Origin of the sequence: Natrinema marinum, assembly GCF_024296685.1 — an archaeon.
Classification (GTDB): Archaea; Halobacteriota; Halobacteria; order Halobacteriales; family Natrialbaceae; genus Natrinema; species Natrinema marinum.
Genome location: NZ_CP100763.1, coordinates 2757054 through 2780213 on the forward strand (window position 1 = coordinate 2757054; position 23160 = coordinate 2780213).

Here is a 23160-nt window from a genome sequence, read left to right on the forward strand (position 1 = left end):
TCGATGGGGATTTTCTCAGGCGTCGGCAACAGCTACGTGACACTCGACGAGGCTACAGAGAAACAGCTTGGGCAGCCCTCAGAGCGTTTTCTGACCGCTCAAGTCCAACTACCGTTTGACACTGAGCTACCCGCCACGCTTGATCGGTTTGTGAAGGGGATCACGGAGTACCAGACACAGTTGCTCGGACTGAAGAACACCTCGCCGACCGTTGCTTTCGAAATCCAGCGGTTTGACCCAACCAGAATCCGGCTACAGTTCGCGGTTCAGTCAAGTCGATTAGACAGGAAGGTTCGAACCCATCTCCTCGAGCAGATCCCTGGAATCAACTTTAAAGAAGGGACTACCAAGCTTCCTCTGTCAGACAGCGTTTCTGTCGGTGTCGGAGTTCTAACCCTCCGTAGAAAGGATGTCTACCCATTAGAGACTGAGTTTGAAAGACCGCCGATCAACTCAGTCATTACACCACTGCACCCTGATGCGATGCGCGACACCAGTATAGTCATCCAGATCCTATTCAAGCCCATGGCAGGGAACCCGGTTGGGAAACGTATCTGGCATCGGGAAGCATCAAAAGAGAGCCGGAATCTTCGGAGCGAGAAGGTAGGATTGCTTCCTTGGAATGACCGGGATGCAACTCCGCGTGAAAAGCACCAAGCACGCCGCGTCGACGAAAAAGCGGGAAGCCCTCGGTTCAAAGTATCAGCCAGGATACTAGCGGTTGGCGCGGATGAGTATACAGCCAGCAGAATTAAGGAGGTCTCTGGTGGTTTTAATGTATTCGCTAGCTCGGATACCGGCCAGTCGTTCAGAACCACTACGGTTCGAAGTTTACGAAAATCTCCTATTTACAGGGCTGTAGAAGCTGTTAGAGACCGGAGCTTCAGTCATTCATTCCAGCTCTCGACTCAAGAGCTCGCAGCTCTAGTCTCAATCCCGGACCGTGAACAAGAAAACTTGATAAAGACTGTATGAAGCCCAGTGAGACACGGAAGCTGATCAGAAACTCCAAGAATTCCAATGTAACGCACATAGGTTCCCGGACCAGCATCCTCGGAGTGGAAAAGAACGTCTCCATCAAGGATAAACACCGCATCAAACACGTTCTGACAACTGGAGCTAACGGCACCGGTAAAACCAAGGAACTTCTACACGTCGCGTTACAGGACACTCAGAAAGGCCGTGGACTCGTCATCATCAACCCTAAGGGAAAACTCATCGACGAATACCTGGCTAAAATCCCTGAAAATCGGTACGACGATCTAATCTATGTCAACCCTTCGGAGCAACCGATCACCGGGATCAACGTCCTCGAAACCTATATCGGAGCAACCGGCTCGCTTGCAGCGAAAACCAATCAGACAGAACTCATCGTATCAAATCTTATTCAGTTATTTAAGAGACGTACCGACAACTGGGGCGCAAGATTCGGAAGAGTGCTCGCCACACTGCTTCGCGCTGGAATCGATGCCAACATCGAACACCAATCCGGATACACGCTTTTCGACATAAAGCACTGCGCCACCGACGACGACAAACTCAAAGACCTAATCGATGATACCGAAGATCCCGAACTCCGCTCACAGCTGGTCAACATCAAGAACAACCTCTCAGACCGTGAGCTCGAACCACTTGTCCGACGATTAAACGACTTTACTGAAAACAAAACCGTTAGACATGTGATCAACCGGGAAAAGAGCGATATCGACTTTCAAGAAGTACTGAGCCACCAGAAAATACTGTTAATCGACGCCCGTGAAGGAGAAGTCGGAACCACGGTAACCGAACTGTTGACTTCAATAGTGATTACGAAGCTTTGGGCTGCCGCACAAGCAAGGTACTACCAAAACAACGATGTCTATGATCCTTTCTTTCTGTTCATCGATGAACTTCAAACGTTCCCGAGCGAGGGCACCCATTTTGCAGAGATTCTGAGTAAAGCCCGGGAATATGGCTTAGGCTGCTGGTTTGCCACCCAGTATCTCTCTCAGCTGCCCCGTGCTATGCGTGACGCAGCTTCGAACAACTGCAGAACCAAACTTGTCTTCGACCCTTCAGGATCGGAAGATCTTCCCAAACTCAAAAGGATGCTTCGCGGCACCGATCAGAGACAGATGACTGCCTTGGGCGACTATCGCGCCATTGTTCAATCGCCAGGAACTCATCGTCGACAGACCGCTACCATTGTGGACACCTACCCACCCTGGGAGACTGACAACGTCGATATCGGCCAACTTAAACAAGCCGCCACATCTGCTACCGCACCCGACTCAATACTTGAAGACCTCGTTGTGGGAACCAGTGGGAATGCGGGCGGAAGGAGACATACCGAACTGCTGTCGATGGCGAAGAGTGAGTTAGCAGAACGCGGTCTCCGCGTAAAGGATCTCCACCAAGAAGTAGGGGACGACAAGCCGGACGCATACGTCTACCTCCCGGACGGCTCCGTAGCCCATCTGGAAGTAGAATACCACACACTCTCCAAACCGGCAAAAACTCTCACAAACCTTCAGAGAGCCCATGAACGGGACCGTGAATGTATCTTCGTCGTTGAAGAAGGTCACGTCAAGAAGCTTGTCAACATCCTCTCTGACCCAGTTAACCGACAAGGCAGACAGCACGAGGATGACAAGGGTCCGTTCAGCTACTACATTGATGAAGGGGGAGAACCGTTTACCGATGTCGAGTGGGTAGAGAATTCCGACTACAGGATTCTGGAAGTCTCCGAAGATGGACTCACTCTCAACAACCCTTCTGATGAAGTGAGTGCTGAAGACAGCCAGTACGACACCACAGAAACACAGAATTCCGAGAATCGGTTTGAAGACCTTAGAGAGATTGACCAGACCGTCCTCAGTTGTATCAAAAAGGGTAAGCATGATGTCCAGCAGATCACCTCCACTACCGGTCTCCCGAACCACAAGGTCAATTACAGCTTCAGAAAACTTGCAGAACTCGGGTTGATAACCGTTGAGAAACCAGATGAGCCTGTTGAGCGGATAATTGATGGACAGAAACGGGTGTTCCAGGTAAAAGTCGCTGAGCTAACGCCAAAAGCCGAAGCCGGGTTTGAATCAGGTGGCTCTATTGAAACTCTTAATCAGTGATATTTTGGCGAGAGTGTGCTGAATAGAGTGCGCATATTCAGCAAGGCCCGAAATCACCATCGGAATTATATTGGGGGGATAATAGCAAAAGAGAAGATTGGCAAAGCCCCGAGACAATGGTGATCAGCTATTTATCGTGGTACTCCAGGAATCCACCCTTGATTAGGACTAGTCGCGTTCACTGATGCATGTAGGACTCCCGGCCAGTCTTCTAACTGAGATTTAACTTCACTTTGGGTGAAATCATCATTCTCTCCGTCCAAGGTGACCTCTAAAATCATTCGACGTTCCCTGTTTTGAAGATTCAGTTCTTCAACTACTCGACTAAGAACAGCTTCAATGTCGTCATCGTGATCAACGCTAACGGTTATATCGTTCCAAGGCCGCGCTGGTACGAAGTATTTTGTTGAATTGATACTCTCCTGTGTGGTTTCATGAAGAAAAACACTCGGAGAATAATCCCGATATCTTCTATGGATTCGTGCAGGGGTTCCTGAATAGAAGATATCAGTTCTATGAATCGGATAGTGCTTTCTTTTGTGTAGTTCTCCGCATAACATTACATCTACATCGAAGGGCACTGGTTTCAAAAGTTGGAATGGCCAATAGGCGTTATCTTTGCCTACATAATTGTATTTATGAACCATCATATGCGTGCAAAGTGCGGTGTACGTATCATCAGGTGGAGGGCTGAAAGAGAGGTTATCATCCACTAGATCGCTTAAATTCTCATGGTGGACTCCATATAATACGAGATCATCACTAACGGAAGTCGGATGACTATCTAATCGTTCAGCATGAGTATTCTGTATAAGTCGGTCTACACCGGGAGTATTTCTCTTTCCTGGAGGATGATCGTGGTCACCATGAATCAGATAGACCGGAACAAAAGGGCCATCTCTTTTTGAGCTTAAGTCCGAAACTAAGTCAATCGTTGACTCAACAGTATCATCACTTGGGTATTCATGATCATAGATGTCACCAGTGATTACAAGCGCATCTACCTCTCGACGCAGGCAACCATCGACAATTTGGTGGAACGCATCAAAAATATCAATACGTCTTTCTGGGAGCTGATATTGGCCTTTTCCAAGATGAAGATCAGCAGTGTGGACAATTTCAGTCACATTTGGTAATCGTGTGATATTCGTGTTCGTCTGGTAAAATACACTCGGTGACCGTCACCGGTTAGCATTTGTGATCGGGTACTTAGTTGATGTACGTTACATCATTTTCGCCGTCATCAGGGAGATAGCTCGTGATGAAGTCATCTGTGAAGTGTCCCCACGGGTTCACGTCTGGATGCCATGTATCGCGATGAGCGTCACAGTCATCTCCATCATCCTCATCACAAACGGCGTGCCCGGTGAACGGTTCCGGCTGACGATAATTACTTCTAAGAGGGTGTTTAGCTAAGATTGATTTCTTCCAATTCCTTTCTACGCATTCACGGGAAACGCGCCCATCTTCCGTAATTTCGCAGTAGTCATTCACCCACGTAATCCTTCCGTCTTTCTTAAGCCGGTCGTTAGGATAGTTCATACCGTTTATGTGTCCTTTTTTCAGTTCACAGTGTCTTCTGCCGTTCTATGCATCCACGTTCGATAGGATCGAGGACTGACTTTCTCTGTAACAACACATCCAGTTAGGAAGGCTAGTCACTCTCCACCTCTTCTGTCTCTCCCTTGTTCTCGTTCTTCTGGTTGTTCAGCTTCGATGCACGTTTTGAATCATCAACTATCTGTTCAATACCATCCTTCTCTGCCTCTACTTGGAGAATGTCTTTGGCCCGGTCAAGACCGACCTGTTGGATGAGGTCGTCAATCTCGTTGAGGCGTTCTTCTCGTTGTTTCTTCCGCGCTACGGTCGCCATCTTCTCGTACGCTTCTATCACTCGCTGGGTGACATCTTCGTCGGGAGACAGAGTAGGAGCTGATTGCCCGAACCGTCCGTTGTCCTGAAAATGGCAAGGTCTTACCTTGTACTCGCCGGTATCTTTGTTCTTGACCGCCTGTACCTCTGCGTGGCCGTCGCCGGTTCCCCAGCTCTCCACTTCTTCTCGGTTAATCACTTCGTATGACGCCATTTCCATTTCCACATATACCACTAATTCCACTAAAGTTTTTCGTTGAGTTGCAGCCTCGATAGGGAAACTTGTGACCAGCATCGCTTGACCACGGAGGCAGAATGGCATCGAGATTACAGAGAAGAAGACCTCACCACCGGCACTCATGTCTCATGAGGCACTCGTTGACTGCGGTCGGTGGATTGAGGACAGGCATACCCCTTTGGTAGCTTAAGTCACTCACACACACGCCACCCAACAATCATCTATTCACGAGTCGAATCAGTCAGTGATTACCCCCCTTACGATTCACTATGGATGAGGACATTCCCAAAGAACTAATCGAGGAAGCGGTCTCGAACCCCAAGAACGATGTTGACGCCGATCTATCCGACAAGACCATCGTCTACTTCGACCAGAAGGCTTGGGGCGCGACATGGGAGGCCACGAACTCCTCGGATGCCGACAATGTCTCTCTCGACACACTGACCAAACGTTCCGGCGACGAATTGGATTTCGTCTACCCGTTCTCAATAGAGAACCTGATCGAAACTACCTCAGCGAGTGATCTGGAATTCAAGACCAACCTGTTCGACACGATGATGGACTTGTCGGGGAACCGCTCTATCAGGAACTATCTGGACGTGTTTGATCACGAGGTGCGGCGCTACCTCTGTGAGTGGCATGAGCTACTGCCCGGGCTGGACACGCGGTCGTTCGTCTTCGATGAGGGTCTCGTCCATGTCGGTGGCGACTGGAGGATCAAAGCAGAGGGAGATATGGAGGTTCCGGAAGGTTTCGAGGAGGAGTTCGAGAAGGTACTCAAGGACGAGGAGATTAACCGAAGACTGCTCCAGAGTCGGGCGCTGAGCGAGGAAGCACCTGGAGTTTCGGATGAGGAGAGAAGGGAGTACAAGGAACGGTACCGAGAGAACGTGCAAGAGGCGGATGGAGAGCTAGATCCTGATAGTGACGAAGACAGGAGACTGTACCTCGCTGATGTCTTCGCCGAACGAATGATGCCCGACCTTAGGCAGTACGCCTTCGAACTGGGGTTCCATCCGGCAGAGCCGGTGATGACAGACCCCTATCAGCGGTCATTCGAGGCCTTTTTCCAGCAATTTCCGGCGTTCTACACGTACGCAACTCTATGCTTCGCCGCCGATGCTCGAAGGAACAACGACCCTGAATTCAACGACGTTCTTGACATCAGCCAACTGGCTGTGGCTACACCATACGCTGACATAGTCGTGACCGAGCAGTTCTTCGGTGGGATGCTATACCGGTTCGGGATCAACGAGGCATTTGGAACGGATATCTTTACTGATGTGAGCGAGTTCGAGTCCTTCCTACGAGAGCGGCTTGATTGAGTGGTCTAGCTCTCCTATGGTGTTCGTGATCGGTGACCCCGGAACCCCTCTCACTCCGACTCGACGTGCAGCACCTCATCTACCGCGGGGTCGACGGCCCCTCGCACGAGCAGTCGGGGCACTCACGGAGTTCGCCGTCCTCGCACACGCCCGTGTAAATGACCTCGCCACCGCGGTCGCAGTTCGCGTGAACGACCGGTATCAGTCGTTCAACACCTCTTCATCCCACTCTCGGAGTTTCTCGTGACGCTTCTCTTAGGACAGGACGGTGGGGGAACCACGCTCCGAGACCTTGTACGACTGGCCGCATTCCGGGCAGTAGAAGATTTCCACGGAGACGTTGGTAATGAGGCTGACCCGACTGTCGCACGCCGAACATATCATTTTCACCGTCGGTATAGGTGATCGATGCGCGAGTTACCAAATAAACGCCAGCCTGCGGGCTACTATTCGAGACTTGGAGTTCTAACGTACTCATCAATCCACCGTGAAGCGACACGATACGGAATTTTCCGCTGTCGTCGTAGTGTCATTATCTGTTCGGCGATTTTAGACGGATCACTGGAGAGGTCGTTGTGGATGTTTCTCAAGTAATTGTTCCGAAGCATGGGGTTCCCGTAGTTGAACTCGAGCGATACATCAATTTCCCTGTACGTCTGTCGATTCTCGTGCTGGTATTGACGAAATCCACGCTCAAGTCCGTTCTCGACGAGACCTTTCATTAGTACTTGAGTCTCGTTCTTGCCGCCTGCATACATCCCGTAACTGAAGAACTCAAAGAGCGACATCCAGCTCAATAGGAACGGGGACAAGTCGGGGTGCGTTGATGTCCGTCCATGCTCATTCAGATGCCGTCGCTCCCGTGACCAATCATACGCCGGTTCGAAGAGTTGGCGAAGGTCGGTCAGTGGAAGGTGTTGAGCGAGAAGATGGAAGTCCAATATCGAGTTCTCAATCCGATTGCGGATATTGTAGAACCGCTGGTTCAACGCGTTCTGGCTCAGGTCTCCTCCAGACTCGCCCACGAGAATCTCTCGATCTCTCTCTGTCAATACACCCCGGTCTCGATGAACCCATTCAAACTCATCTGACATCCGTTAGTCTATTAGCTAATGATTAGGGGAAGAGTCTTAGTCTCTTGGCTTAGACGCCAAATCAGTTAATTTCGACCCCAGTCTGGATGAACGTGTATGTCCACAATAGGACTGCTCGCGGCGGTAGCGATGTTCGCACTCATAAATGTCGTGGCCGGGATGTTCCCGACCACGTTTACAGGCGATGCCCAGCTTGCAATCTGGCTAGTGGCGTTGGTGGTCGCAATCGCTAGCTACGTCACAACAGAGCAGGCGATGGCCGGTGTCCGCCGGTAGACTCGTAGCTGCCCGGATACGGGGAATTTTCTGTGCGTCGAACAACATCTGGTGATCACAGACCAACAACGGGTTGTATGCCGTCTTGGAGAGGGCCTCCGTGTGATTTGTAGCTTTCGCCAGCTGCGTATCGGGAGAGAAAATCCTGACAATCAATGAGGCCCATGCGTTTCAACCGAACTCTGGAACTTCCCTGACCAGAAGATAAATGCCTAACCCGATTTCCTGTCCCTTAATGGAGACTTCGACCTTCTGTTGCGTAGAAATGATAACTCGTCGCGAAGAGCACAGCTACTTTTCAACCATCAGTAAGGTGTTGAGGAACGTTCCTGCTTCCCGTTTTAATCCACTCGACAGCTCTCTCAATCTGGCTTACATCAATCTCCACCTCAACTTCTTTTCTCGGATGAACGGGAACATCTGACCAGCGCTCGACCGGATCTCCCTGGTAATAGAAGTTTAGAAACTGGTCGGCTTTGCCGAGAAATGGTTGCACTGGAAACGTTGTAGTTACTTGCTCGCTGAGTTCTTCGTATGGCACCTTAGGAGTGTTTCGTACATCAAGTTCATGTGCGACTTTCGCTGCGATCACGTACAAGAGATATTTTGGATCATCGCTAATATCATCTTCTGGTACTAGTGTAATATCACCATGCTCATCGACGTTAATCCAATTAGTAACTCTACTGACTTCTTCATCAAAACGTTCGTCAGTAGTCTGTAGCGCAGCTTCAATTGAACGGGTTTTGGAGCCTTTCTCCTCTAACTGGCCTCCTTCTGTTGTAGATTTACTAGTCAAGAGACTACGAGTCTCACGATAAAACCAGACGACGATACGGATACCGATCAGAATTGATAGAATTGTACCAAAGAAACGAGAAATACCCTTCAGTAATTCCCCAACTGGAACGAAAAAATAAATCAATCCGAAGATGATTGCCGCCTCAAGAACGATAATAGACAGACTTAGCCATGAAAAATAAGTGAAAGCAAACTCCTTGGATCGTTGTTTCATGCTCATTGAGCTTCCTTCCGTGGGTTAAAAGATGACTATACACGCGCTTTGCCATAAACGTAAATCATCAAAACATCTCCGGTGATGAATTCAAGCTCTGTATCTTGCACGCGATTTCTATTAACGGCTGAAGGTTTCAACGGAGTCAATCAGGTTAGTATAAGCCCGAATCCGGTCTGCGAAACCAGGTCGGAATCAGGTTGTAATACCCGGCGACTATACACTGTATCCTGAGGTTGTAATACCCGGCGACTATACACTGTATCCTGTTTCCAAGCCAAGGGGAAGAGAAGAGGATTGGTGTTTAGATGTGGACGTCCAGCTTCTTGATACAGTCTAAGTATTCTTCTCGTGCTTGTGTCCGGTCAACACGAGTGTAGATATCCATTGTCTCGGTCTTTGAGTCACCACGAATGTACTTTAGGACGTGGTCGCTCATTCCTTGGTTCCGCATCAATGTGGTGAACACGGTTCGGAAGGTGTGGGGTGTAAACTTCTTGTGGAACCTTGTTTCACCTTCTTCCATGACTCCGGCTCGGACAGCGGCACCACGGACGTGCCGACGTAACTGCTCCCGTGTCATTCGTCCTCCTTTCACCGATTCGAAGAGATAGTCTGAGCCCTTGTCCGTCCGAATTAGTTGATAGAACTCGATAATCTCTCTAAGTTCGTTGTCGATTGGGACGACCGTCTGTTTGCCTCCTTTCCGTTTCCGTAGCCGGATGAATCCTTCATCGAGAAGGAGGTCGTCTTCTCGTATTTCACAGGCTTCACGTGCTCGGCACCCGGTTTTCGCGAGTACCGCGGTCACTGTGAAGTTTCGCGGGTCTTCGACTGCGTCAACGATTTTCCTTGCGTTTTCCCAGGTTGCGCAGTCGGGTCGGTTGGGAACATTTTTTGGAACTTCCTCGAGGATGACGGCAGCCGGGTTTCCCGTGATTTCTTCGTATCGTGGTCGTTGGAGCGCCCAGCTGTAGAACGCTGACAGGCTTTCAAGGTAGCGGCGTTTGGTGTTCTGGCTGAGTTCTCGCTGGTTCAACCGGCTCAGATACCTTTCGATGTCTCTGACTTCAACATCTTCGGGATCGAGGTCGGGGAACTCGTCGTGGAAGAATATCTTGGCGGTCCGGCTGTACTCGTTGAGTGTTCGCCGTGTTTTTCCCGTGGTTTCCTTGCTTCGAAGCCAGTCATTGATTGCTGTATGCTGGTTCCGATAGACTTTCTCTTCCCAGCTATCAGCCTCGAAGAGATATTCAGAATTGCTCATCGCCGATCACCGCCGTTGTTCCGGAGTGTTTTCCAGCCGCTGCCACGCCGGTACTCAACTTTTCCTTGGTTCGCTGACCGGTAGAGCTCTGATTTCAGTTCGTTGCGGAGACGTTGCTGAAACTCCTCACTACCTACTAACTCTCTCAAGACTTGATCTAACGGCTTGTACTCCGAAGTGACCAGTTCCTCCATTGTCCGGGTCTGAATCAGGTTAGAACCAGATTCCGGGTTTGAAGTAGTATGCTTCTTGTTCTCCAGTCTGGTTTCAAGTTGGTCAACTTCCTGCTGTAGCTCTTCAACTTTCCGCCGGTCACCGATTTTTAGTCGGCCTTGTTGCCGCATCGCCCGCGCTTCCTGAACCAGGTTATGAAGATACCTGCTAAGCGACAAACCTTCTTCTTCCGCCTCGGACTTCCACTCCCGCTTCACTTCTTCGACCGCATAGGTTTTGACTACTTCCCGTTCTTCACTTTTGGACAATCGTCGACCAGTCATCGCAATATTGCACCCCGATATGGACGTTTGTCTACCAATGCTTTTATCTCTAGTCCTAATAGTGTGGCCTCGGCACTCATAGGGCTCGTCACGGCCGGGTGCCGAGTCCGGCTCGGAGCGGGTGCGTCGTCATCGGCCACGCGAGCCTACACGCGTCGCTCCAAAGACGGTTTGGATTCCGAGCACTCGAGCCAGTACTTACGCCGCGTCGTCGCCGGCCGCGTTCGCAAAGGCGGTGTTCCACTCGTCGATCAGGTTCTCGAGTCGCGCGTCGTTCCGGTGGGAGAACGTCCGGGGGGCGCGAGCGGTGGCAGTGCGCGGCTCGGGGACGGTGCGCTGGGATGTGGTCTGCGTTCGATCGGGCGTCAGTTCGGCGTCGGGTCGGGTGAGGTGTTGGGTGCTCATGTCGGTCGGGGTTGGAATGTCGTCGAAAATCGGTACTCGTCGTCGGCAACGAACTCAGGCTGCTACGTGTACGACCGACATCTTACTCCTCCGTACTGGCCCCAAGGATATAAAAGTTCATGATAGATATCGTCTCTGCGAGCAGCTGTCTGAAACCAAACACCACGGGAGAGGGTGGCACGATTCGGCGGCGCCACCTCGACGACACACCGCCTACCACGCCGCGATAGTCCGATAGCTTGAGAACCCACGCCTGCGACCGCTCGAGTAAGCGATGACGAGCGACGAGTCGGACGGCGACGACGCCGATGTCAGTTTCGTCATTCCGGCCAGAAACGAGGCTGACTACCTCCGAGGGGCATTGGCGAGTCTCACAGCACTGGACACCGATTACGCCTACGAGACCATCGTGGTCGACAGGGACTCGAGCGACGAGACGGGCGAAATCGCCCGCGAATACGGGGCGACGGTCGTTCAGGGGGGTGACTCGAGCATCGCCGCCGCGCGAAATCTCGGCGCCGAGCGGGCACGCGGCGAGTGGCTGGGGTTTCTCGACGCCGACACGCGGGTGCGGGCGAACTACGTGACCGAACTGCTCGGGTTCGTCGAGGCCGAAGGGCTCGCAGCGGCGAGTTCGTACTGCCGAATCACGGGCCCCCGCCGCGCGAAGCTGCTGGAACTGACCATCAACCACCTCTTCTCGCGGCTCGAGCGTCCGATTCTGCCGGGATTCAACTGTTTCGTCCACCGACGAGCCTTCGAGGAACTCGGCGGCGTTCCGGACGTACCGAACGAGGACACGGCCTTCAGTCGGATGCTCTCGCGGCGCTACCCGACGGCCTACTGTCCGACCGTCCTGGTCGAGCGTTCGGGTCGTCGGATCGCCGACCTCGGGCTGACGGGGACGCTGTGGCACTACGCGCGGTTGGACGTCCGGCGGCTTCGGGCGGAGTGCTGACCGGGGCGGCGTCTCACTCGCGGGGTCGGTCGACCCCGGTTAGTTCGAAGCGAGCGCCGCCGGCCTCGCTCGCCATCGCCTCGAGGGACCAGCCGTGGGCGTCGGCCACCCGCTCGACGATACCGAGACCGAAGCCGGTGCCGTCCTCGGCCGTCGTGAAGCCGATGTCGAAGACCGCGTCGCGTTCGTCGGCCGGAATCCCGCGGCCGGTGTCCGCGATGTAAAACCCGTCGCGGTCATCGCAGGAACCGACGGTGACTGTCAGGTCGGCGCTGGACCCGTCTTCGGGGATTCCGTGGTCGAGCGCGTTTCGAAACAGGTTCTCGAGCAACTGCTGTAGGCGGTCGGGGTCGGCCCGGATCCAGCAGTCGTCGCCGACTTCGAGGGCTGCGTCGCCGGTGTCGACCATCGACCACGCCTTCGTCGCGCAATCGCTGACCGAGACGGGCTCGAGATCGGCGGCCGTCGCCCCCTGTTCGGCCAGCGAGAGCAACTCCTCGATCAGCTGTTCCATCCGGTCTAACGCCTCCCGACAGGCCTCGAGTTGCGAGCGGTCGCCCTCTGCGGCGAGCTCGAGCGCGCCCTGTGCGACGTTCAGCGGGTTCCGCAGATCGTGACTGACGACGCTCGCGAACTCTTGGAGGCGGTCGTTCTGGGCCTCGAGCGTCTCGCGGGACTGCTCGCGCTCGGTCTCGTAGCTGACCCACTTGGCCATCAGCTTGACCAGCGTGCGCTCGGCCGCCGAGAAGCCGTCACCGTTCCTGGGTTCGCTCGAGGCGAAACAGAGGGTGCCATGAATGGTGCCGTCGACGGTCACCTTCGCGCCGACGTAGCTGCCGAGTTCGAACAGCTCGTAGGCCGGATCGCCGGTCCAGCCCTCGTCGGGCGCGTTCGCGACGGTGACGAGGCCGTGAGTCTTGATCGTCTTCCGGCAGTATGCCTTCGCGAGGGGGCAGGACTCGCCTTCCTGCAAGAGCGGGTGATCGCTCTGGGACTCGACGATGGTCTGCGTTCGCTCGTCGACGTCGATTCGCGTCAGGAAGCCGTAGGGCAGGTCGAGATACTCGCAGCCGAGCTCGAGCAGATCGGGCAGCTTCTCCGCGAACGAGGCGTCGGTTCTGGTCGACACGTCGTACAGCGCCTGCAGCGCCGTCACGTTCGATTCGAGTTCCTCCTCCGCGTGGATCCGGTCGGTCACGTCGGTGAAGAAGATCGAGAGCCCGTCCTCGGAGGGATACGCCCGGACCTCGAACCAGCTCTCGAGCGCCGCGAAGTACTCCGTGAAGCTGACCGCCGTCTGCTCGGCGAAGGCCTGCTCGAGTTGCCGCTCGACATCCGTCCCGGAGACGGTCCGGAACGCGGTCTCGAAAGGCTGTCCGAGCAGTTCCTCGCGGGGTTGCTGGAGGAGGTCGACCGCCTGTTCGTTGACGTAGGTGTACTCCCAGTCGGCGTCGATAGAGACAAAAGCGTCGGCGATCCGTTCGAGGGTCGCCTCGCGTTCGCGCTCTAAGCGCCTGCGGTCGCGGAGATCGCGGATGACGGCGGTGAAGAGGTGCTCGCCGTCGACAAGCGCCTCACCGAACGAGATGCCCACGGGGACCTCGTGACCGTCCGCGTGGAGGGCGTCGAGTTCCACCCAGTCCCAGTCGAGGCTTCGGTCGCCCGTCCGCAGGTAGCGGGCGATCGTGTCCCGGTGGCTGTTCCGATACTTCGCCGGAACGATCGTCGAGATCCGCTCGCCGACCAGTTCCCCGGGCGTATAGCCCACGACGGATTCGACAGCGTCGTTGGCGTACTGAATCCTCCCGTCGTCACTCGCCGTCACCACGGCGAAGGTAGCGCTCTCAGTGAACGCCCGAAACCGGGCGGTCGCCGCCTCGAGATCGCGTCGCTCGGTCGCACGCTCGACCGCCCCCTCGATCCGCGTCGCGAGCCGCATCCCGTGACGGGCGGCCGATTCGGGCAGACAGCCGGTCGCGCCGGCCTCGAGCGCGGCGCTGGCGGCGTCCTCGTCCCAGTCGTCGGTGACGACGAACACGGGCAGCCGCGGGCGGTCCTCGCGGACCCGCTCGAGCAGCGGATACTCCTCGCGGTCTCCGGCGACCCGGCCGACGAGACAGTCCACGCGGTACGTCGCGTCGTCGGCGAGCGCCGTCGCGTCGTCGGCGATCGACTCGACGGTGAGCCGATCGTTCGACGCCTCGAGCGCGCGCGTGATTTCGGCGGCGGTCGCTGGATCGTCGCCGACGTACCCCACGCTGATCTCGCGGGCCGCAGCGTCAGTGTCCGTCCGGGCGACGGTCGGCCTGGTCATGAAAGATCCACTGAATACGTGACGTGGACGAACGAAGAGGTAATAAGCCGTGTGGCAGACGTGTATGGGTTCAGACAGTCCGTCCTCGAGAGCCCCTGTTCGCCGGCACCGACAGGGCGACCGCTTTTGTCGCTTCTCGTCGGCGGTACGGACGTGTCGACCGTTCCATCGGAGGCGGAGCACCTGCTCGAGAGCGAACCCGTGATGGCCCACCTGGGAACCTGCGCCGAGGGCCGACCCCACGTCGCGCCGGTCTGGTACCGGTACGACGACGGCGTCGTCGAAATCGTCACGACCGGCCGGAAGCTGGCGAACGTCAGGCGGAATCCGCGCGTCGCCCTCTCGATTCAGAAGGACGATGCCGGGCAAACCCGCTGGATGGTCTCGCTGCTCGGAACGGCGACGGTGATCGAAGACGAAGCCGAGACGGCCCCAGCGCGTCGTCGGATCAACGAGAAGTACGGCGCGGAGCCCGACGCCTACGCCGAGAACACGCTGGTCCGAATCGAGGCCGGCTCGGCGACCTATCGGACCTACTGACGGGTTCCGGGCGGACCCCGGACGACTGCCACACCTCGCTCGCGGGCTCGAGCCGTAGCCGCCGCGTTGGAGGGGCCCGCTGTCTACCGCTCTCCCTCGAGTCGCTCCCGAGCCGCCGCCACGACCAGCGGCAGCGTGATCGTCGCGTCGGCGTAGACGGAGACGTTGTCGGCGTCCTTCTCGAGTTTGCCCCACGAGCGGGCCTCGTCCAGGGTCGCGCCGGAGAGGCCGCCGGTCTGTTTGGGGTCCATCGTCAACTGAACGGCGTAGTCGTACGCGCCGGGGGCGACGAGCATCGTCTGGAGGGTGAAGTTCTTGGGGACGCCGCCGCCGACGACGAACGCGCCGGCCTCGTCGGCGTCGAAGGCGATGTCAGTGAGCGGCGTCATGTCCGCGAGCGCGTCCAGCGAGAACGCGGAGGTCTGGGAGTACATCCACGCCTGGAGCCCGAGGACGGAGTCCTGGACGGCGGGACAGTAGATCGGCACGTCGTTCTCGTAGGCCGCGGCGGCGATGCCGGGGTCCTCGTCGACGTCCTCGCGCTCGTTGATCTCGGCGTTGGCCCGACCGAGTTCTTCGGTGAGCCGCTGGATCGAGACGAGCCCGTCTTCCTCGCACTCCGTCTCGAGGGGCGGGAACACCTCGTCGCGCAGGTGCGACTCGAAGGTCGCGAAGAACTCCTGCGGGAGGTAGACGTTGTAGATGCGGTCGACGCCCTCGTCACGCAGGGTCTCGTCGTGCTCGCGTTCGGTCTTGCCCTCGGCGTGGACCGCGCCGTGGTGGTGTTTGCCGCCGATGGCCTCGATGGCGTCGTGGGTGAGGTTCGCCCCCGTGGTGACCAGCACGTCGATGTAGCCCTCCCGGATCAGGTCGGCAACGATCGCTCGCATCCCCGTGGGGACCATCGCGCCCGCGAGGCTGAAGAAGACGGTCACGTCGTCGTCGAACATCGCCTCGGTCACGTCGACGGCCTCGTGGAGATCCGCCGCGCCGACGCCAGCGTTGCCGTACTCGTCGGCCAGTTCGCCCACCGTCATCCCCGCGCGGACCTCCGCGTGTCCGATCGGGTCGTGCGAGAAGGTGTGGCGCTCGGGCTCGTGGTGGCCCGCTGCCTCGTCGCCGCCGTCGCTCCCGTGATCGTGCTCGTCGCTCATGTCCTCAATTCCGCGAGCCACCGGTTTGAACGTCGCGGTCTCGGTCGAATCGATCGCCGACGCTACAGTCCCGTCGGCACGTCGAGGAACGTCGTCTCGAGCCCCCACTCCTCGACCAACTCCTGCAGCGACCGGACGCCGAAGGTCTCGGTGGCGTAGTGGCCCGCGAGGACGACGTGGATGCCGGCCTCCCGTGCCTCGTGGTAGACCTGCTGTTTTCCCTCGCCGGTCACCAGCGCGTCCGCGCCGGCCGCGACGGCCTCGTCGAGCCAGTCGGCTCCGCTGCCGGTGACGATCGCCACGTTCGCGATCTCGTCGGGCCCGAAGTCGAGCAACTGGACGGGCCGCCCGCCCGTGTCGAGGTTCGCCTCGAGCCGGTCGCGCAGTTCGGCGGGGGCGAAGGGGTCGGCCGCGGTCCCGCGCTGGCCGATGTGCTCGGGGCCGAGTTCGCCGAAGGGGGCGCGGTCCTCGAGCTCGAGTACGTCGGCGACGCCGGCGGCGTTACCCAGTTCCTGATGGCCGTCCAGCGGGAGGTGGGAAACGTACAGCGCGAGGTCGTTCTCGATCAGCGGCGCGATTCGGTCGTAGGTGCGGCCCGTGAGACGATCGAAGCCGCCCCAGGACATGCCGTGGTGGACGACCAACAGGTCCGCGTCGGCTTCGACCGCGCGGTCGACCGTCTCGCGGACGCCGTCGACGGCGACCGCCACGCGGTCGATCTCGGCCTCGTCGGGGCCGATCTGTAGCCCGTTCGCGCTGGCGTCGAGGTCGGCGTAGTCGGCGGTCCGCAGCTCCTCGTCGAGTCGATCGACGACGCTCGAGAGTTTCATATCCGCTCGTTTAGGAGCGATCGCCTTGTATCCGGCTGCTTTCGGTGCCCGTGGGGAGGGGGCCGTTGGCCCGGAGCCGCTCGCAAAAACGAAACCGAAGCGCGTCGAGCCGAGCTACATCAGGTAGAACAGCGGGAAGAGGAACACCCAGACGATGTCGACGAAGTGCCAGTAGAGGCCGAAGTACTCCACCGGCCGGTCGTCCTCGAGGTAGGCGTCGACGCTCGCGATCCGGTAGATCATGAACCCGGCGATGAGTAGTCCGAGGATGACGTGGAGCGCGTGCAGCCCGGTCGTCACGAAGTACATCGAGTACTCGAGGTCGGTGAACCAGTAGATGTCGTGGGCGAACTCCTGGCTCCACTCGTAGCCCTTGACCGTGAGGAACGTCAGGCCGAGCAACAGGGTGGCGCCCATCGCTCCGAGCAGCCCTCGTTTGTTCCCGCGTTCGGCCATCACGAGCGCGACGACGACGGTGAAACTCGAGGTGAGCAGGACGTAGGTGTTGATCAGGCCGACGAGCGCTGAGGGCGGGACGGTCCCGATTTCCTGCCAGCCGGTGTGGAGTCGCATGAAGATGTACGCGCCGATGACGGCCCCGAAGACGACCACGTCGGAGGCCAGGAAGATCCAGACGCCGGTCTTGGTCGTGCCGACGCCCTCGAACGGCCAGCGCTCGGCGATAGCCATTTCGGGGGCGTTGAACTGCTCGCGCCCGAATTGGAAGAACGCGCCGAGAAGGATGCCGACGCCGACTACCGAGAGCACGGGATAGAGGAGAGTGGGGCTCCCCGACGTTTGACCGGCAAGTTCAGCCCCGTGTGAGGTGGCGAAATTAGCGACATACGGCGTCAGCCCCGAGAGCCCGAGGAACGTGACGAACATCCCGATGCCGATGGCGAACGGCCAGATGCTCGCGTGGTCCTCGTGGTCCGCCTCGAGCGGTTCGGCCTGCGTTCGCTCGTGGGCGACCGCACCGCCGTCGGTCGCGGCTGCCGATCGGTCGTCGACGAACTCGAGTTTCCCGCTGGCGTAGCTGGGGCGGTCCGGCCAGTTCTCGAGCGGTGGCGGCGATGTCGTCGCCCACTCGGCGGTCCGCGAGTACGTCCACGGGTTGTCGGGTGCGTCGGGACCGGAAACGAAGCTCTTCGCGAGCGTGACGAGCACGAGCAAGACCGACAGGCCGAGCACGAACGCGCCGACCGTCGCGAGCTGCTGGAAGAACTCCGTTCCCGGCGGGTAGTTGAAGACCCGGCGGGGGGTCTCCCAGGCGAGGAACATCGGGAAGTACAGCAGGTTAAAGCCAAAGAAGTACACCGCGAAGCTGAGCTTCCCGAGGCGTTCGGAGTACATCTTCCCGGTGATCTTCGGCCACCAGTAGTAGAGGCCGCCGATCAGCGCGGTGACGCCCGAGACCATCACGTAGTGGAAGTGGGCGACGACCCAGTAGGTCCCGCGGAACTCGTAGTCCAGCACGACCGCGCCGAGAAACACCCCCGTGATCCCGCCGAGGATGAACAACACGAGCGCGCCGAGTGCGAACAGGAACGGGGTCGTAAACCGGACCCGCCCCTTGACCATCGTGTAGATCAGCGAGAAGACCATCAGGTCGAACGGCAGCGAGATCCCGATCGTCGTCGCCATAAACAGCGTCTTGATCTCGAGGTTGATCGTCGTCAGGAACATGTGATGCATCCAGACGAGGAACGACTGGACGGCCACGAGGACCATCGCGATGATGACCCATTTCCGGCCGACCAGCCGTCGCCCGGTGAACGTCTGGAACGTCTCGAACAGAATCCCCAGCGAGGGGAAGAAGACGATGTACACCTCCGGATGGCCGAAGAACCAGAAGAGATGTCCCCACAGCAGACTCGAGCCCTCCGCGGTCGAGGAGTAGTACTGGGTGAGCAGGATGCGGTCGGTGAGCATCAGGATCAGGGCGGCCAGCAGCGCCGCGAACGCGAACAGCATCATCCAGACGGTCAGCAGGATGCCCCAGGTGAACAGCGGCATGTTCCAGGTGCCCATCCCCTCGGCGCGACAGCGGTGGATCGTCGTCAGGAAGTTCACCGAGCCGAGGGAGACCGACATGGTAAACAGAGTCAACGCGAGGATCGTCGTGTTCCCGCCCATCGTCAGCGTGTAGCCGGGGTTGTAGATCGGCACGTTCAGCGGCGCGTACATGTACCAGCCGTTGGCCCACGTCACGCCCTGGAAGAACGAGACCAGAACGAGAACGCCCGAAAAGAGATAGAACCAGTAACTCAACGCGTTCAGGCGGGGGAACGCCAGATCTTTCGCCCCGATCTGTAGGGGGACGACGTAGTTCGCGAAGCCGAAGCCAAAGGGCGAGATGAACCAGAACACCATCAACAGGCCGTGGATCGAGACCGCCTGGTTGTACTCGGTGTTCGTGAGGAAGCCGGTCCCGCCGGCCTCCCACAACTGGATGCGGAACAACAGCGCGAGGAGACCGCCGGCCAGCAGGAAGAACAGCGCGGTCCCCAGATAGAGGATGCCAACGTCCTTGTGGTTGGTCGTCACCAGCCACCGCTTGATCGTCGTCCGCGGCGGAAAATCACTCATCGAGCCACACCTCCCGTCCGGGCCGGTCTCTGGAATCGACATCGTCGCCGGCTGCGGCTCGGCCGGAGATCGCCGAGAACCGCAGGCCGAGGCGACGACGCTGACAGGCGACGGAGTCCATAGTCACCACATCCTCGGACGATTCGCCGTATCAGCGTGTTCGGTGCACTTGCAGGCGGTATTTGAGGCGTGTCCGAACGGCTGTCTCCGAAACACGGGGACGGAGATGCGGCTGCATCGAAGCGCGAACCCGAAGATCGACAGCAGACGATACGGCGACCGAACGACACGTGGCGCGTCGCTACCGCGACGGCGAACGATCGCCGAGTCCCGGATAGTCGGCGACGATCCCGTCGACGCCAGCCGCCGCGAGCGCGTCGAACTGGAGCCAGTTCGTCGCCGTCCAAACGTTGACCGCGCGGCCCTCGGCGTGAGCTTCCGCGAGCACGTCGATCGACGGCTCGCCCGAAAGCCCGGCGTAGGCCGTTCCGGCCAGTTCCGTCCCGACGATCGCGTTCCGCGGCGGGTGGATCGCCTCGCAGTCGTAACGACGCGCGATCTCGAGGCCGGCCTCGAGGTCGTCCCAGAGCAGGGCCGCGGTGGCGTAATCGGCGAGTTCGCGCAGCGCCGCGATCGCGCCCTCGCAAAAGGACGAGAAGAGGAGGTCGCCGCCGAAGGCCGCGCAGTCGGCGACGACGCGCTCGACGAACGGCCGCCACGCCTCGCGTCGCCGATCGCGCTCGGCCGACGAGAGCGATTCGCCGACCCGCAGGTCCGATCGGCCACACCCCTTCAGTTCGACGTTGACGCCGACCGTCTCGGGAACTGCAGCGAGCAGTTCAGAAAGCGTTGGGATCGTCGCCTCGGTGCCGAGAACCCGCGCTTCGCGGATCGCCTCGAGCGGCGTCTCTCGAACGAGTCCGGTCGCGTCGGTCAGCGGCCGCCCTTCGCGAGTCCCCTCGAGGCGTTCGTCGTGGACGACCACCGGCGTTCCGTCGGCCGCCGGCCGCACGTCGATCTCGAGCATCGCCGTCTCGTCGTGTGCGACCGCGCGCTCGACGGCGGCGATCGTGTTCTCGGGCGCGACGCCGGCGTAGCCGCGGTGTGCGATGACGGCGGGACGGCTCATACCGAGAGCGACGAACGGTGGGGTATTGAAACTCCGGTCGCCGCCAACCCGCGGTCGAGCGGAGCCGGGACGTGGCAACTCCCGGCCCGCCTTTGATTCGCCTCCTCCGCGACGATCCACTATGACCGAGACCACGCTCGCGGACGTCGAACGCGCGCTCGACCGCGCCACCGACCTCGAGACCGAGGAGGCGGTCTCCATCCTCCGGACGGCCCGACAGGATTTGCAGGATCTGGGGACCGACGCCGAGGTAGACGAGGGGCAGCGACGGGAACTCGAGACCGACCTCGAGCAGCGGATCCGCGAGGTCGAGGAGCGCGACGCCTACGACGGCGCGCTGGGGGCGTCGATGAATCCGAGCGAAGACGACGCGCCATAGTGGCCCGGCCGTTCGCAACGCCATCCATTCTGACGTTGCGAACGGCTCGGAAGACGTGTCTCTCCAATGGATGAGCGAGAGAAGAACGACCGAGCGAATCGGCCGGGGAGGACGTGGTAGCCCCTAGTTGCTACGCGAGCAGAGCACCTGTCGATCGTTCGACGCTGTCCCTACTCGACGGCTCCCGTTCCGCGGACGGTGATAGTTCGTCCGAGAACGCGGCGAGATCGGCCGATCTCCGGCCCTTTTATTCGGGTGCCCTCCCGAGTGGTAGGTATGCGAATCGCACTACTCGGCGGCACCGGCGACATCGGCGAAGGACTCGCGCTCCGTTTCGCTCGCGACACGAGCCACGAGATCCTCATCGGCTCGAGAGATCCAGAGAAGGCCCGCGACGCGGTCGCGGAGTACGAGGAGCGACTCGAGGGGCGCACCGGCGAGGTCGACATCAAGGGCTTCGGCAACGAGATGGCGGCCGACCGCGCGGACGTGGTCATCCTCAGCGTCCCGCCGTACTACGTCGGCGACACCGTCGAGGCGGTCGCCGACAGCCTCGATTCGGACACCGTCCTCGTGACCCCCGCGGTCGGCATGCAGGGCGACGAGGACGGCCTGCACTACCACCCGCCGAGCGCGGGCAGCGTCACCGAACTCGTCGCAGGGCGGGCGCCCGACGCGGTCCCGGTCGTCGGCGCGTTCCACAACCTCGCGGCTGACGCCCTGTCGAACCTCGAGAACGACCTCGACCTCGACACGCTCGTCGTCGCCGACGACGACGCGGCCGGCGACACCGTCGTCGACCTCGCAAACGAAATCGAAGGCCTGCGCGCGCTCGGGGCCGGCCCGCTGGCCAACGCGGCGGAGGTCGAGAGCGTCACGCCGCTGGTCATCAACATCGCGAAGTACAACGAGGACATGCACGATGTCGGCGTGAAGTGGATCTAGGCGGCGACTCGGGTCGCCGCTTCGACGGGTTTCGAACGATTCGTCGCGACGAGCGAGGCGACCGGCCGCGTCGCTTACGGGTCGCGAAAATCGAGAGAACGCTGCGGCCTGTTTAGGCGCCAGCGGACTCGAGGGCGTCTTCGATGTCGTTGCGCTGGGTGACGCCGACGAAGCGCTCGACGATGCCGTCGTCGTTCTCGATGATGAGCGTCGGCAGCGAGCGCACCTGGTACTCGTTGGCGATGTCCTGCTGTTCGTCGACGTTGACTTTCTCGACTTCGAATCGCCCCTCCCAGTCGTCCTCGAGCTCCTCGAGGATCGGGTCCTGGGTCTTGCAGGGGCCACACCAGTCCGCGTAGAAGTCCTTGAGTGTGACGGTCATGCGGTCACCGCTACTTGCTCCGCGTCTCGCATAAGGGTTTCCCACTCCCACCACGTTGCCGTGATCGCCGACGCGGCGGGTCGAAAGGTTTAGTTCGAGGGAGCCGAAGGAACTGATATGGATAAAGGACAGAACACTGGGGGGCTGATGTCCAGTGCCGGTCTCGTCCGGTACTTCGACTCCGAGGACTCGAACGCGATTCGCATCGATCCGAAGACGGTCATCGCGTTCGGCGTCATGCTCGGCGTGCTGGTACAGCTCCTGACCTTCGTCTCGTAACGACCCTCTTCTGTTGGCGTCGCCGCTCGAGGCGACGAGTCCGTTCGATAGCGCCGTCGCTACTCGCGCAACCGCCGACTCGAGAGATCAGTCAGCAGCCCTCGGGCGGCCGGCGAGCCGGCCGCGACGAACAACGTTTTCGTAGTGAGGGTTCGTACGTGGTCAGCGAACGGATGGTCACCGGAACTGACAGCGCTCGCTCGACGCCGGACGCGTTCGACTGGGCGTTCCTCTCGCTGGCGCTCGTGCTCGCAGCGGTTCACCTGTATCTCGCGTTCTTCGCGCCGTTCGTCCCCGACGATCGCGCGACGACGTTTCTGGTCATCGGAGCCGTGTTGCTCGTCGGTCCGCTCGTCTACGTGACGCCGTACTGGCACTCGCTGCTGTACCTCCTCGGCGCAGGACTGGCCGTCTATCTGGGCGTCATCTGGCTGCTCGGCGGGATGGAGTTTCTTCTCGTCGGTGCGTTCACGGGGACCGTGGCGACGACCTTCGCCGTCCTCGCGCTCTACCTGTTCGTCCGCGACGTGGCGCGGTCGGAGGAGGGCTGAGAGCGCCGTGGCGC

At 58.9% G+C, this 23160-nt stretch carries 24 protein-coding genes; 10 read left to right on the forward strand and 14 right to left on the reverse strand.

Translation table 11 applies throughout. The features are described from left to right. Positions 1-3 precede the first annotated feature (3 nt). Positions 4-975: a DUF8128 domain-containing protein gene (locus NKH51_RS13730; RefSeq protein ID WP_254762253.1), complete on the forward strand. Its 972-nt coding sequence runs from the start codon at positions 4-6 to the stop codon at positions 973-975. 83 nt (positions 976-1058) lie between these two features. Then, a complete protein-coding gene (locus NKH51_RS13735) occupies positions 1059-3107 on the forward strand; it encodes a type IV secretory system conjugative DNA transfer family protein (RefSeq protein ID WP_254762254.1) in 2049 nt (682 codons plus the stop codon). A 131-nt stretch (positions 3108-3238) separates the two neighbouring features. On the opposite strand, the gene NKH51_RS13740 is transcribed toward NKH51_RS13735, so the two are convergent. The 3 genes from NKH51_RS13740 to NKH51_RS13750 form a co-directional block, all read right to left on the reverse strand. Then, complete coding sequence (locus tag NKH51_RS13740) at positions 3239-4234, reverse strand: DNA repair exonuclease (RefSeq protein WP_254762255.1); 996 nt, start codon at positions 4232-4234, stop codon at positions 3239-3241. 82 nt (positions 4235-4316) lie between these two features. Further along, the gene (locus NKH51_RS13745) at positions 4317-4649 is read right to left on the reverse strand and encodes a hypothetical protein (protein WP_254762256.1); all 333 of its coding nucleotides are present in this window, start codon (positions 4647-4649) and stop codon (positions 4317-4319) included. A gap of 112 nt (positions 4650-4761) precedes the next feature. After that, positions 4762-5274: a DUF8109 family protein gene (locus NKH51_RS13750; protein ID WP_254762257.1), complete on the reverse strand. Its 513-nt coding sequence runs from the start codon at positions 5272-5274 to the stop codon at positions 4762-4764. A gap of 212 nt (positions 5275-5486) precedes the next feature. Between NKH51_RS13750 and NKH51_RS13755 the strand changes: the two genes are divergently transcribed. Further along, positions 5487-6542: a hypothetical protein gene (locus NKH51_RS13755; RefSeq protein ID WP_254762258.1), complete on the forward strand. Its 1056-nt coding sequence runs from the start codon at positions 5487-5489 to the stop codon at positions 6540-6542. 446 nt (positions 6543-6988) lie between these two features. On the opposite strand, the gene NKH51_RS13760 is transcribed toward NKH51_RS13755, so the two are convergent. Continuing rightward, positions 6989-7636, reverse strand: a complete 648-nt coding sequence (locus NKH51_RS13760) for a DUF8102 family protein (RefSeq protein WP_254762259.1) — start codon at positions 7634-7636, stop codon at positions 6989-6991. A 96-nt stretch (positions 7637-7732) separates the two neighbouring features. On the opposite strand from NKH51_RS13760, the gene NKH51_RS13765 reads away from it, so the two are divergent. Further along, positions 7733-7912 (forward strand): hypothetical protein, encoded by a 180-nt coding sequence (locus tag NKH51_RS13765; protein ID WP_254762260.1) that lies wholly within the window; start codon positions 7733-7735, stop codon positions 7910-7912. A gap of 298 nt (positions 7913-8210) precedes the next feature. Here NKH51_RS13765 and NKH51_RS13770 read toward each other — a convergent pair whose 3' ends face one another. The 4 genes from NKH51_RS13770 to NKH51_RS13785 form a co-directional block, all read right to left on the reverse strand. Next, positions 8211-8927 carry a hypothetical protein gene (locus tag NKH51_RS13770; protein WP_254762261.1) on the reverse strand — a complete coding sequence of 239 codons (717 nt, stop codon included), beginning with the start codon at positions 8925-8927 and terminating at the stop codon, positions 8211-8213. A gap of 304 nt (positions 8928-9231) precedes the next feature. Further along, complete coding sequence (locus tag NKH51_RS13775) at positions 9232-10194, reverse strand: tyrosine-type recombinase/integrase (protein ID WP_254762262.1); 963 nt, start codon at positions 10192-10194, stop codon at positions 9232-9234. Further along, on the reverse strand, positions 10191-10691 hold the full coding sequence (locus NKH51_RS13780) for a hypothetical protein (RefSeq protein ID WP_254762263.1): 501 nt from the start codon (positions 10689-10691) through the stop codon (positions 10191-10193). The genes NKH51_RS13775 and NKH51_RS13780 overlap by 4 nt, the downstream gene beginning before the upstream one ends. Before the next feature lie 198 nt (positions 10692-10889). Then, entirely contained in the window at positions 10890-11096 is a 207-nt protein-coding gene (locus tag NKH51_RS13785) for a hypothetical protein (protein WP_254762264.1), read from the reverse strand. Positions 11097-11370: 274 nt separating this feature from the next. On the opposite strand from NKH51_RS13785, the gene NKH51_RS13790 reads away from it, so the two are divergent. Next, positions 11371-12054, forward strand: a complete 684-nt coding sequence (locus NKH51_RS13790; RefSeq protein ID WP_254762265.1) for a glycosyltransferase — start codon at positions 11371-11373, stop codon at positions 12052-12054. A 13-nt stretch (positions 12055-12067) separates the two neighbouring features. On the opposite strand, the gene NKH51_RS13795 is transcribed toward NKH51_RS13790, so the two are convergent. Next, positions 12068-14368: a PAS domain S-box protein gene (locus tag NKH51_RS13795; RefSeq protein WP_254762266.1), complete on the reverse strand. Its 2301-nt coding sequence runs from the start codon at positions 14366-14368 to the stop codon at positions 12068-12070. 126 nt (positions 14369-14494) lie between these two features. On the opposite strand from NKH51_RS13795, the gene NKH51_RS13800 reads away from it, so the two are divergent. Next, a complete protein-coding gene (locus tag NKH51_RS13800) occupies positions 14495-14908 on the forward strand; it encodes a pyridoxamine 5'-phosphate oxidase family protein (RefSeq protein ID WP_254765154.1) in 414 nt (137 codons plus the stop codon). Positions 14909-14991: 83 nt separating this feature from the next. Here the strand turns inward: NKH51_RS13800 and NKH51_RS13805 are convergent, their stop codons facing one another. The 4 genes from NKH51_RS13805 to NKH51_RS13820 form a co-directional block, all read right to left on the reverse strand. Further along, positions 14992-16062, reverse strand: coding sequence for a deoxyhypusine synthase (locus NKH51_RS13805; RefSeq protein ID WP_254762267.1), 1071 nt, complete (start codon positions 16060-16062; stop codon positions 14992-14994). A 62-nt stretch (positions 16063-16124) separates the two neighbouring features. Then, positions 16125-16892: a Nif3-like dinuclear metal center hexameric protein gene (locus NKH51_RS13810; protein ID WP_254762268.1), complete on the reverse strand. Its 768-nt coding sequence runs from the start codon at positions 16890-16892 to the stop codon at positions 16125-16127. 114 nt (positions 16893-17006) lie between these two features. Beyond that, positions 17007-19481, reverse strand: a complete 2475-nt coding sequence (locus NKH51_RS13815; protein ID WP_254762269.1) for a cbb3-type cytochrome c oxidase subunit I — start codon at positions 19479-19481, stop codon at positions 17007-17009. Positions 19482-19782: 301 nt separating this feature from the next. Then, positions 19783-20610: a glycerophosphodiester phosphodiesterase gene (locus NKH51_RS13820; RefSeq protein ID WP_254762270.1), complete on the reverse strand. Its 828-nt coding sequence runs from the start codon at positions 20608-20610 to the stop codon at positions 19783-19785. A gap of 121 nt (positions 20611-20731) precedes the next feature. On the opposite strand from NKH51_RS13820, the gene NKH51_RS13825 reads away from it, so the two are divergent. Next, positions 20732-20989: a hypothetical protein gene (locus NKH51_RS13825; RefSeq protein ID WP_254762271.1), complete on the forward strand. Its 258-nt coding sequence runs from the start codon at positions 20732-20734 to the stop codon at positions 20987-20989. Between the two features lie 276 nt (positions 20990-21265). After that, positions 21266-21934: an NADPH-dependent F420 reductase gene (npdG, locus tag NKH51_RS13830; RefSeq protein WP_254762272.1), complete on the forward strand. Its 669-nt coding sequence runs from the start codon at positions 21266-21268 to the stop codon at positions 21932-21934. Positions 21935-22046: 112 nt separating this feature from the next. Here npdG and NKH51_RS13835 read toward each other — a convergent pair whose 3' ends face one another. Beyond that, positions 22047-22316 carry a thioredoxin family protein gene (locus tag NKH51_RS13835; RefSeq protein WP_254762273.1) on the reverse strand — a complete coding sequence of 90 codons (270 nt, stop codon included), beginning with the start codon at positions 22314-22316 and terminating at the stop codon, positions 22047-22049. A 117-nt stretch (positions 22317-22433) separates the two neighbouring features. Here NKH51_RS13835 and NKH51_RS13840 point away from each other — a divergent pair, with 117 nt between their 5' ends. Both NKH51_RS13840 and NKH51_RS13845 read left to right on the forward strand, forming a co-directional pair. After that, positions 22434-22595: a preprotein translocase subunit Sec61beta gene (locus NKH51_RS13840; RefSeq protein ID WP_097379553.1), complete on the forward strand. Its 162-nt coding sequence runs from the start codon at positions 22434-22436 to the stop codon at positions 22593-22595. Positions 22596-22753: 158 nt separating this feature from the next. Beyond that, the gene (locus NKH51_RS13845; RefSeq protein ID WP_254762274.1) at positions 22754-23146 is read left to right on the forward strand and encodes a hypothetical protein; all 393 of its coding nucleotides are present in this window, start codon (positions 22754-22756) and stop codon (positions 23144-23146) included. The last annotated feature ends 14 nt before the right edge of the window (positions 23147-23160 follow it).

Bases quoted from the DNA above. Each gene is read 5' to 3' on its own strand.
- NKH51_RS13750 (WP_254762257.1), bottom strand. From the start codon at position 5,274: ATGCTGGTCACAAGTTTCCCTATCGAGGCTGCAACTCAACGAAAAACT.
- NKH51_RS13760 (WP_254762259.1), bottom strand. From the start codon at position 7,636: ATGTCAGATGAGTTTGAATGGGTTCATCGAGACCGGGGTGTATTGACA.
- NKH51_RS13795 (WP_254762266.1), bottom strand. From the start codon at position 14,368: ATGACCAGGCCGACCGTCGCCCGGACGGACACTGACGCTGCGGCCCGC.
- NKH51_RS13820 (WP_254762270.1), bottom strand. From the start codon at position 20,610: ATGAGCCGTCCCGCCGTCATCGCACACCGCGGCTACGCCGGCGTCGCG.
- NKH51_RS13780 (WP_254762263.1), bottom strand. From the start codon at position 10,691: ATGACTGGTCGACGATTGTCCAAAAGTGAAGAACGGGAAGTAGTCAAA.
- NKH51_RS13815 (WP_254762269.1), bottom strand. From the start codon at position 19,481: ATGAGTGATTTTCCGCCGCGGACGACGATCAAGCGGTGGCTGGTGACG.
- NKH51_RS13790 (WP_254762265.1), top strand. From the start codon at position 11,371: ATGACGAGCGACGAGTCGGACGGCGACGACGCCGATGTCAGTTTCGTC.
- NKH51_RS13745 (WP_254762256.1), bottom strand. From the start codon at position 4,649: ATGAACTATCCTAACGACCGGCTTAAGAAAGACGGAAGGATTACGTGG.
- NKH51_RS13755 (WP_254762258.1), top strand. From the start codon at position 5,487: ATGGATGAGGACATTCCCAAAGAACTAATCGAGGAAGCGGTCTCGAAC.
- NKH51_RS13730 (WP_254762253.1), top strand. From the start codon at position 4: ATGGGGATTTTCTCAGGCGTCGGCAACAGCTACGTGACACTCGACGAG.
- npdG (WP_254762272.1), top strand. From the start codon at position 21,266: ATGCGAATCGCACTACTCGGCGGCACCGGCGACATCGGCGAAGGACTC.
- NKH51_RS13835 (WP_254762273.1), bottom strand. From the start codon at position 22,316: ATGACCGTCACACTCAAGGACTTCTACGCGGACTGGTGTGGCCCCTGC.
- NKH51_RS13810 (WP_254762268.1), bottom strand. From the start codon at position 16,892: ATGAAACTCTCGAGCGTCGTCGATCGACTCGACGAGGAGCTGCGGACC.
- NKH51_RS13775 (WP_254762262.1), bottom strand. From the start codon at position 10,194: ATGAGCAATTCTGAATATCTCTTCGAGGCTGATAGCTGGGAAGAGAAA.
- NKH51_RS13840 (WP_097379553.1), top strand. From the start codon at position 22,434: ATGGATAAAGGACAGAACACTGGGGGGCTGATGTCCAGTGCCGGTCTC.
- NKH51_RS13770 (WP_254762261.1), bottom strand. From the start codon at position 8,927: ATGAAACAACGATCCAAGGAGTTTGCTTTCACTTATTTTTCATGGCTA.
- NKH51_RS13785 (WP_254762264.1), bottom strand. From the start codon at position 11,096: ATGAGCACCCAACACCTCACCCGACCCGACGCCGAACTGACGCCCGAT.
- NKH51_RS13765 (WP_254762260.1), top strand. From the start codon at position 7,733: ATGTCCACAATAGGACTGCTCGCGGCGGTAGCGATGTTCGCACTCATA.
- NKH51_RS13825 (WP_254762271.1), top strand. From the start codon at position 20,732: ATGACCGAGACCACGCTCGCGGACGTCGAACGCGCGCTCGACCGCGCC.
- NKH51_RS13805 (WP_254762267.1), bottom strand. From the start codon at position 16,062: ATGAGCGACGAGCACGATCACGGGAGCGACGGCGGCGACGAGGCAGCG.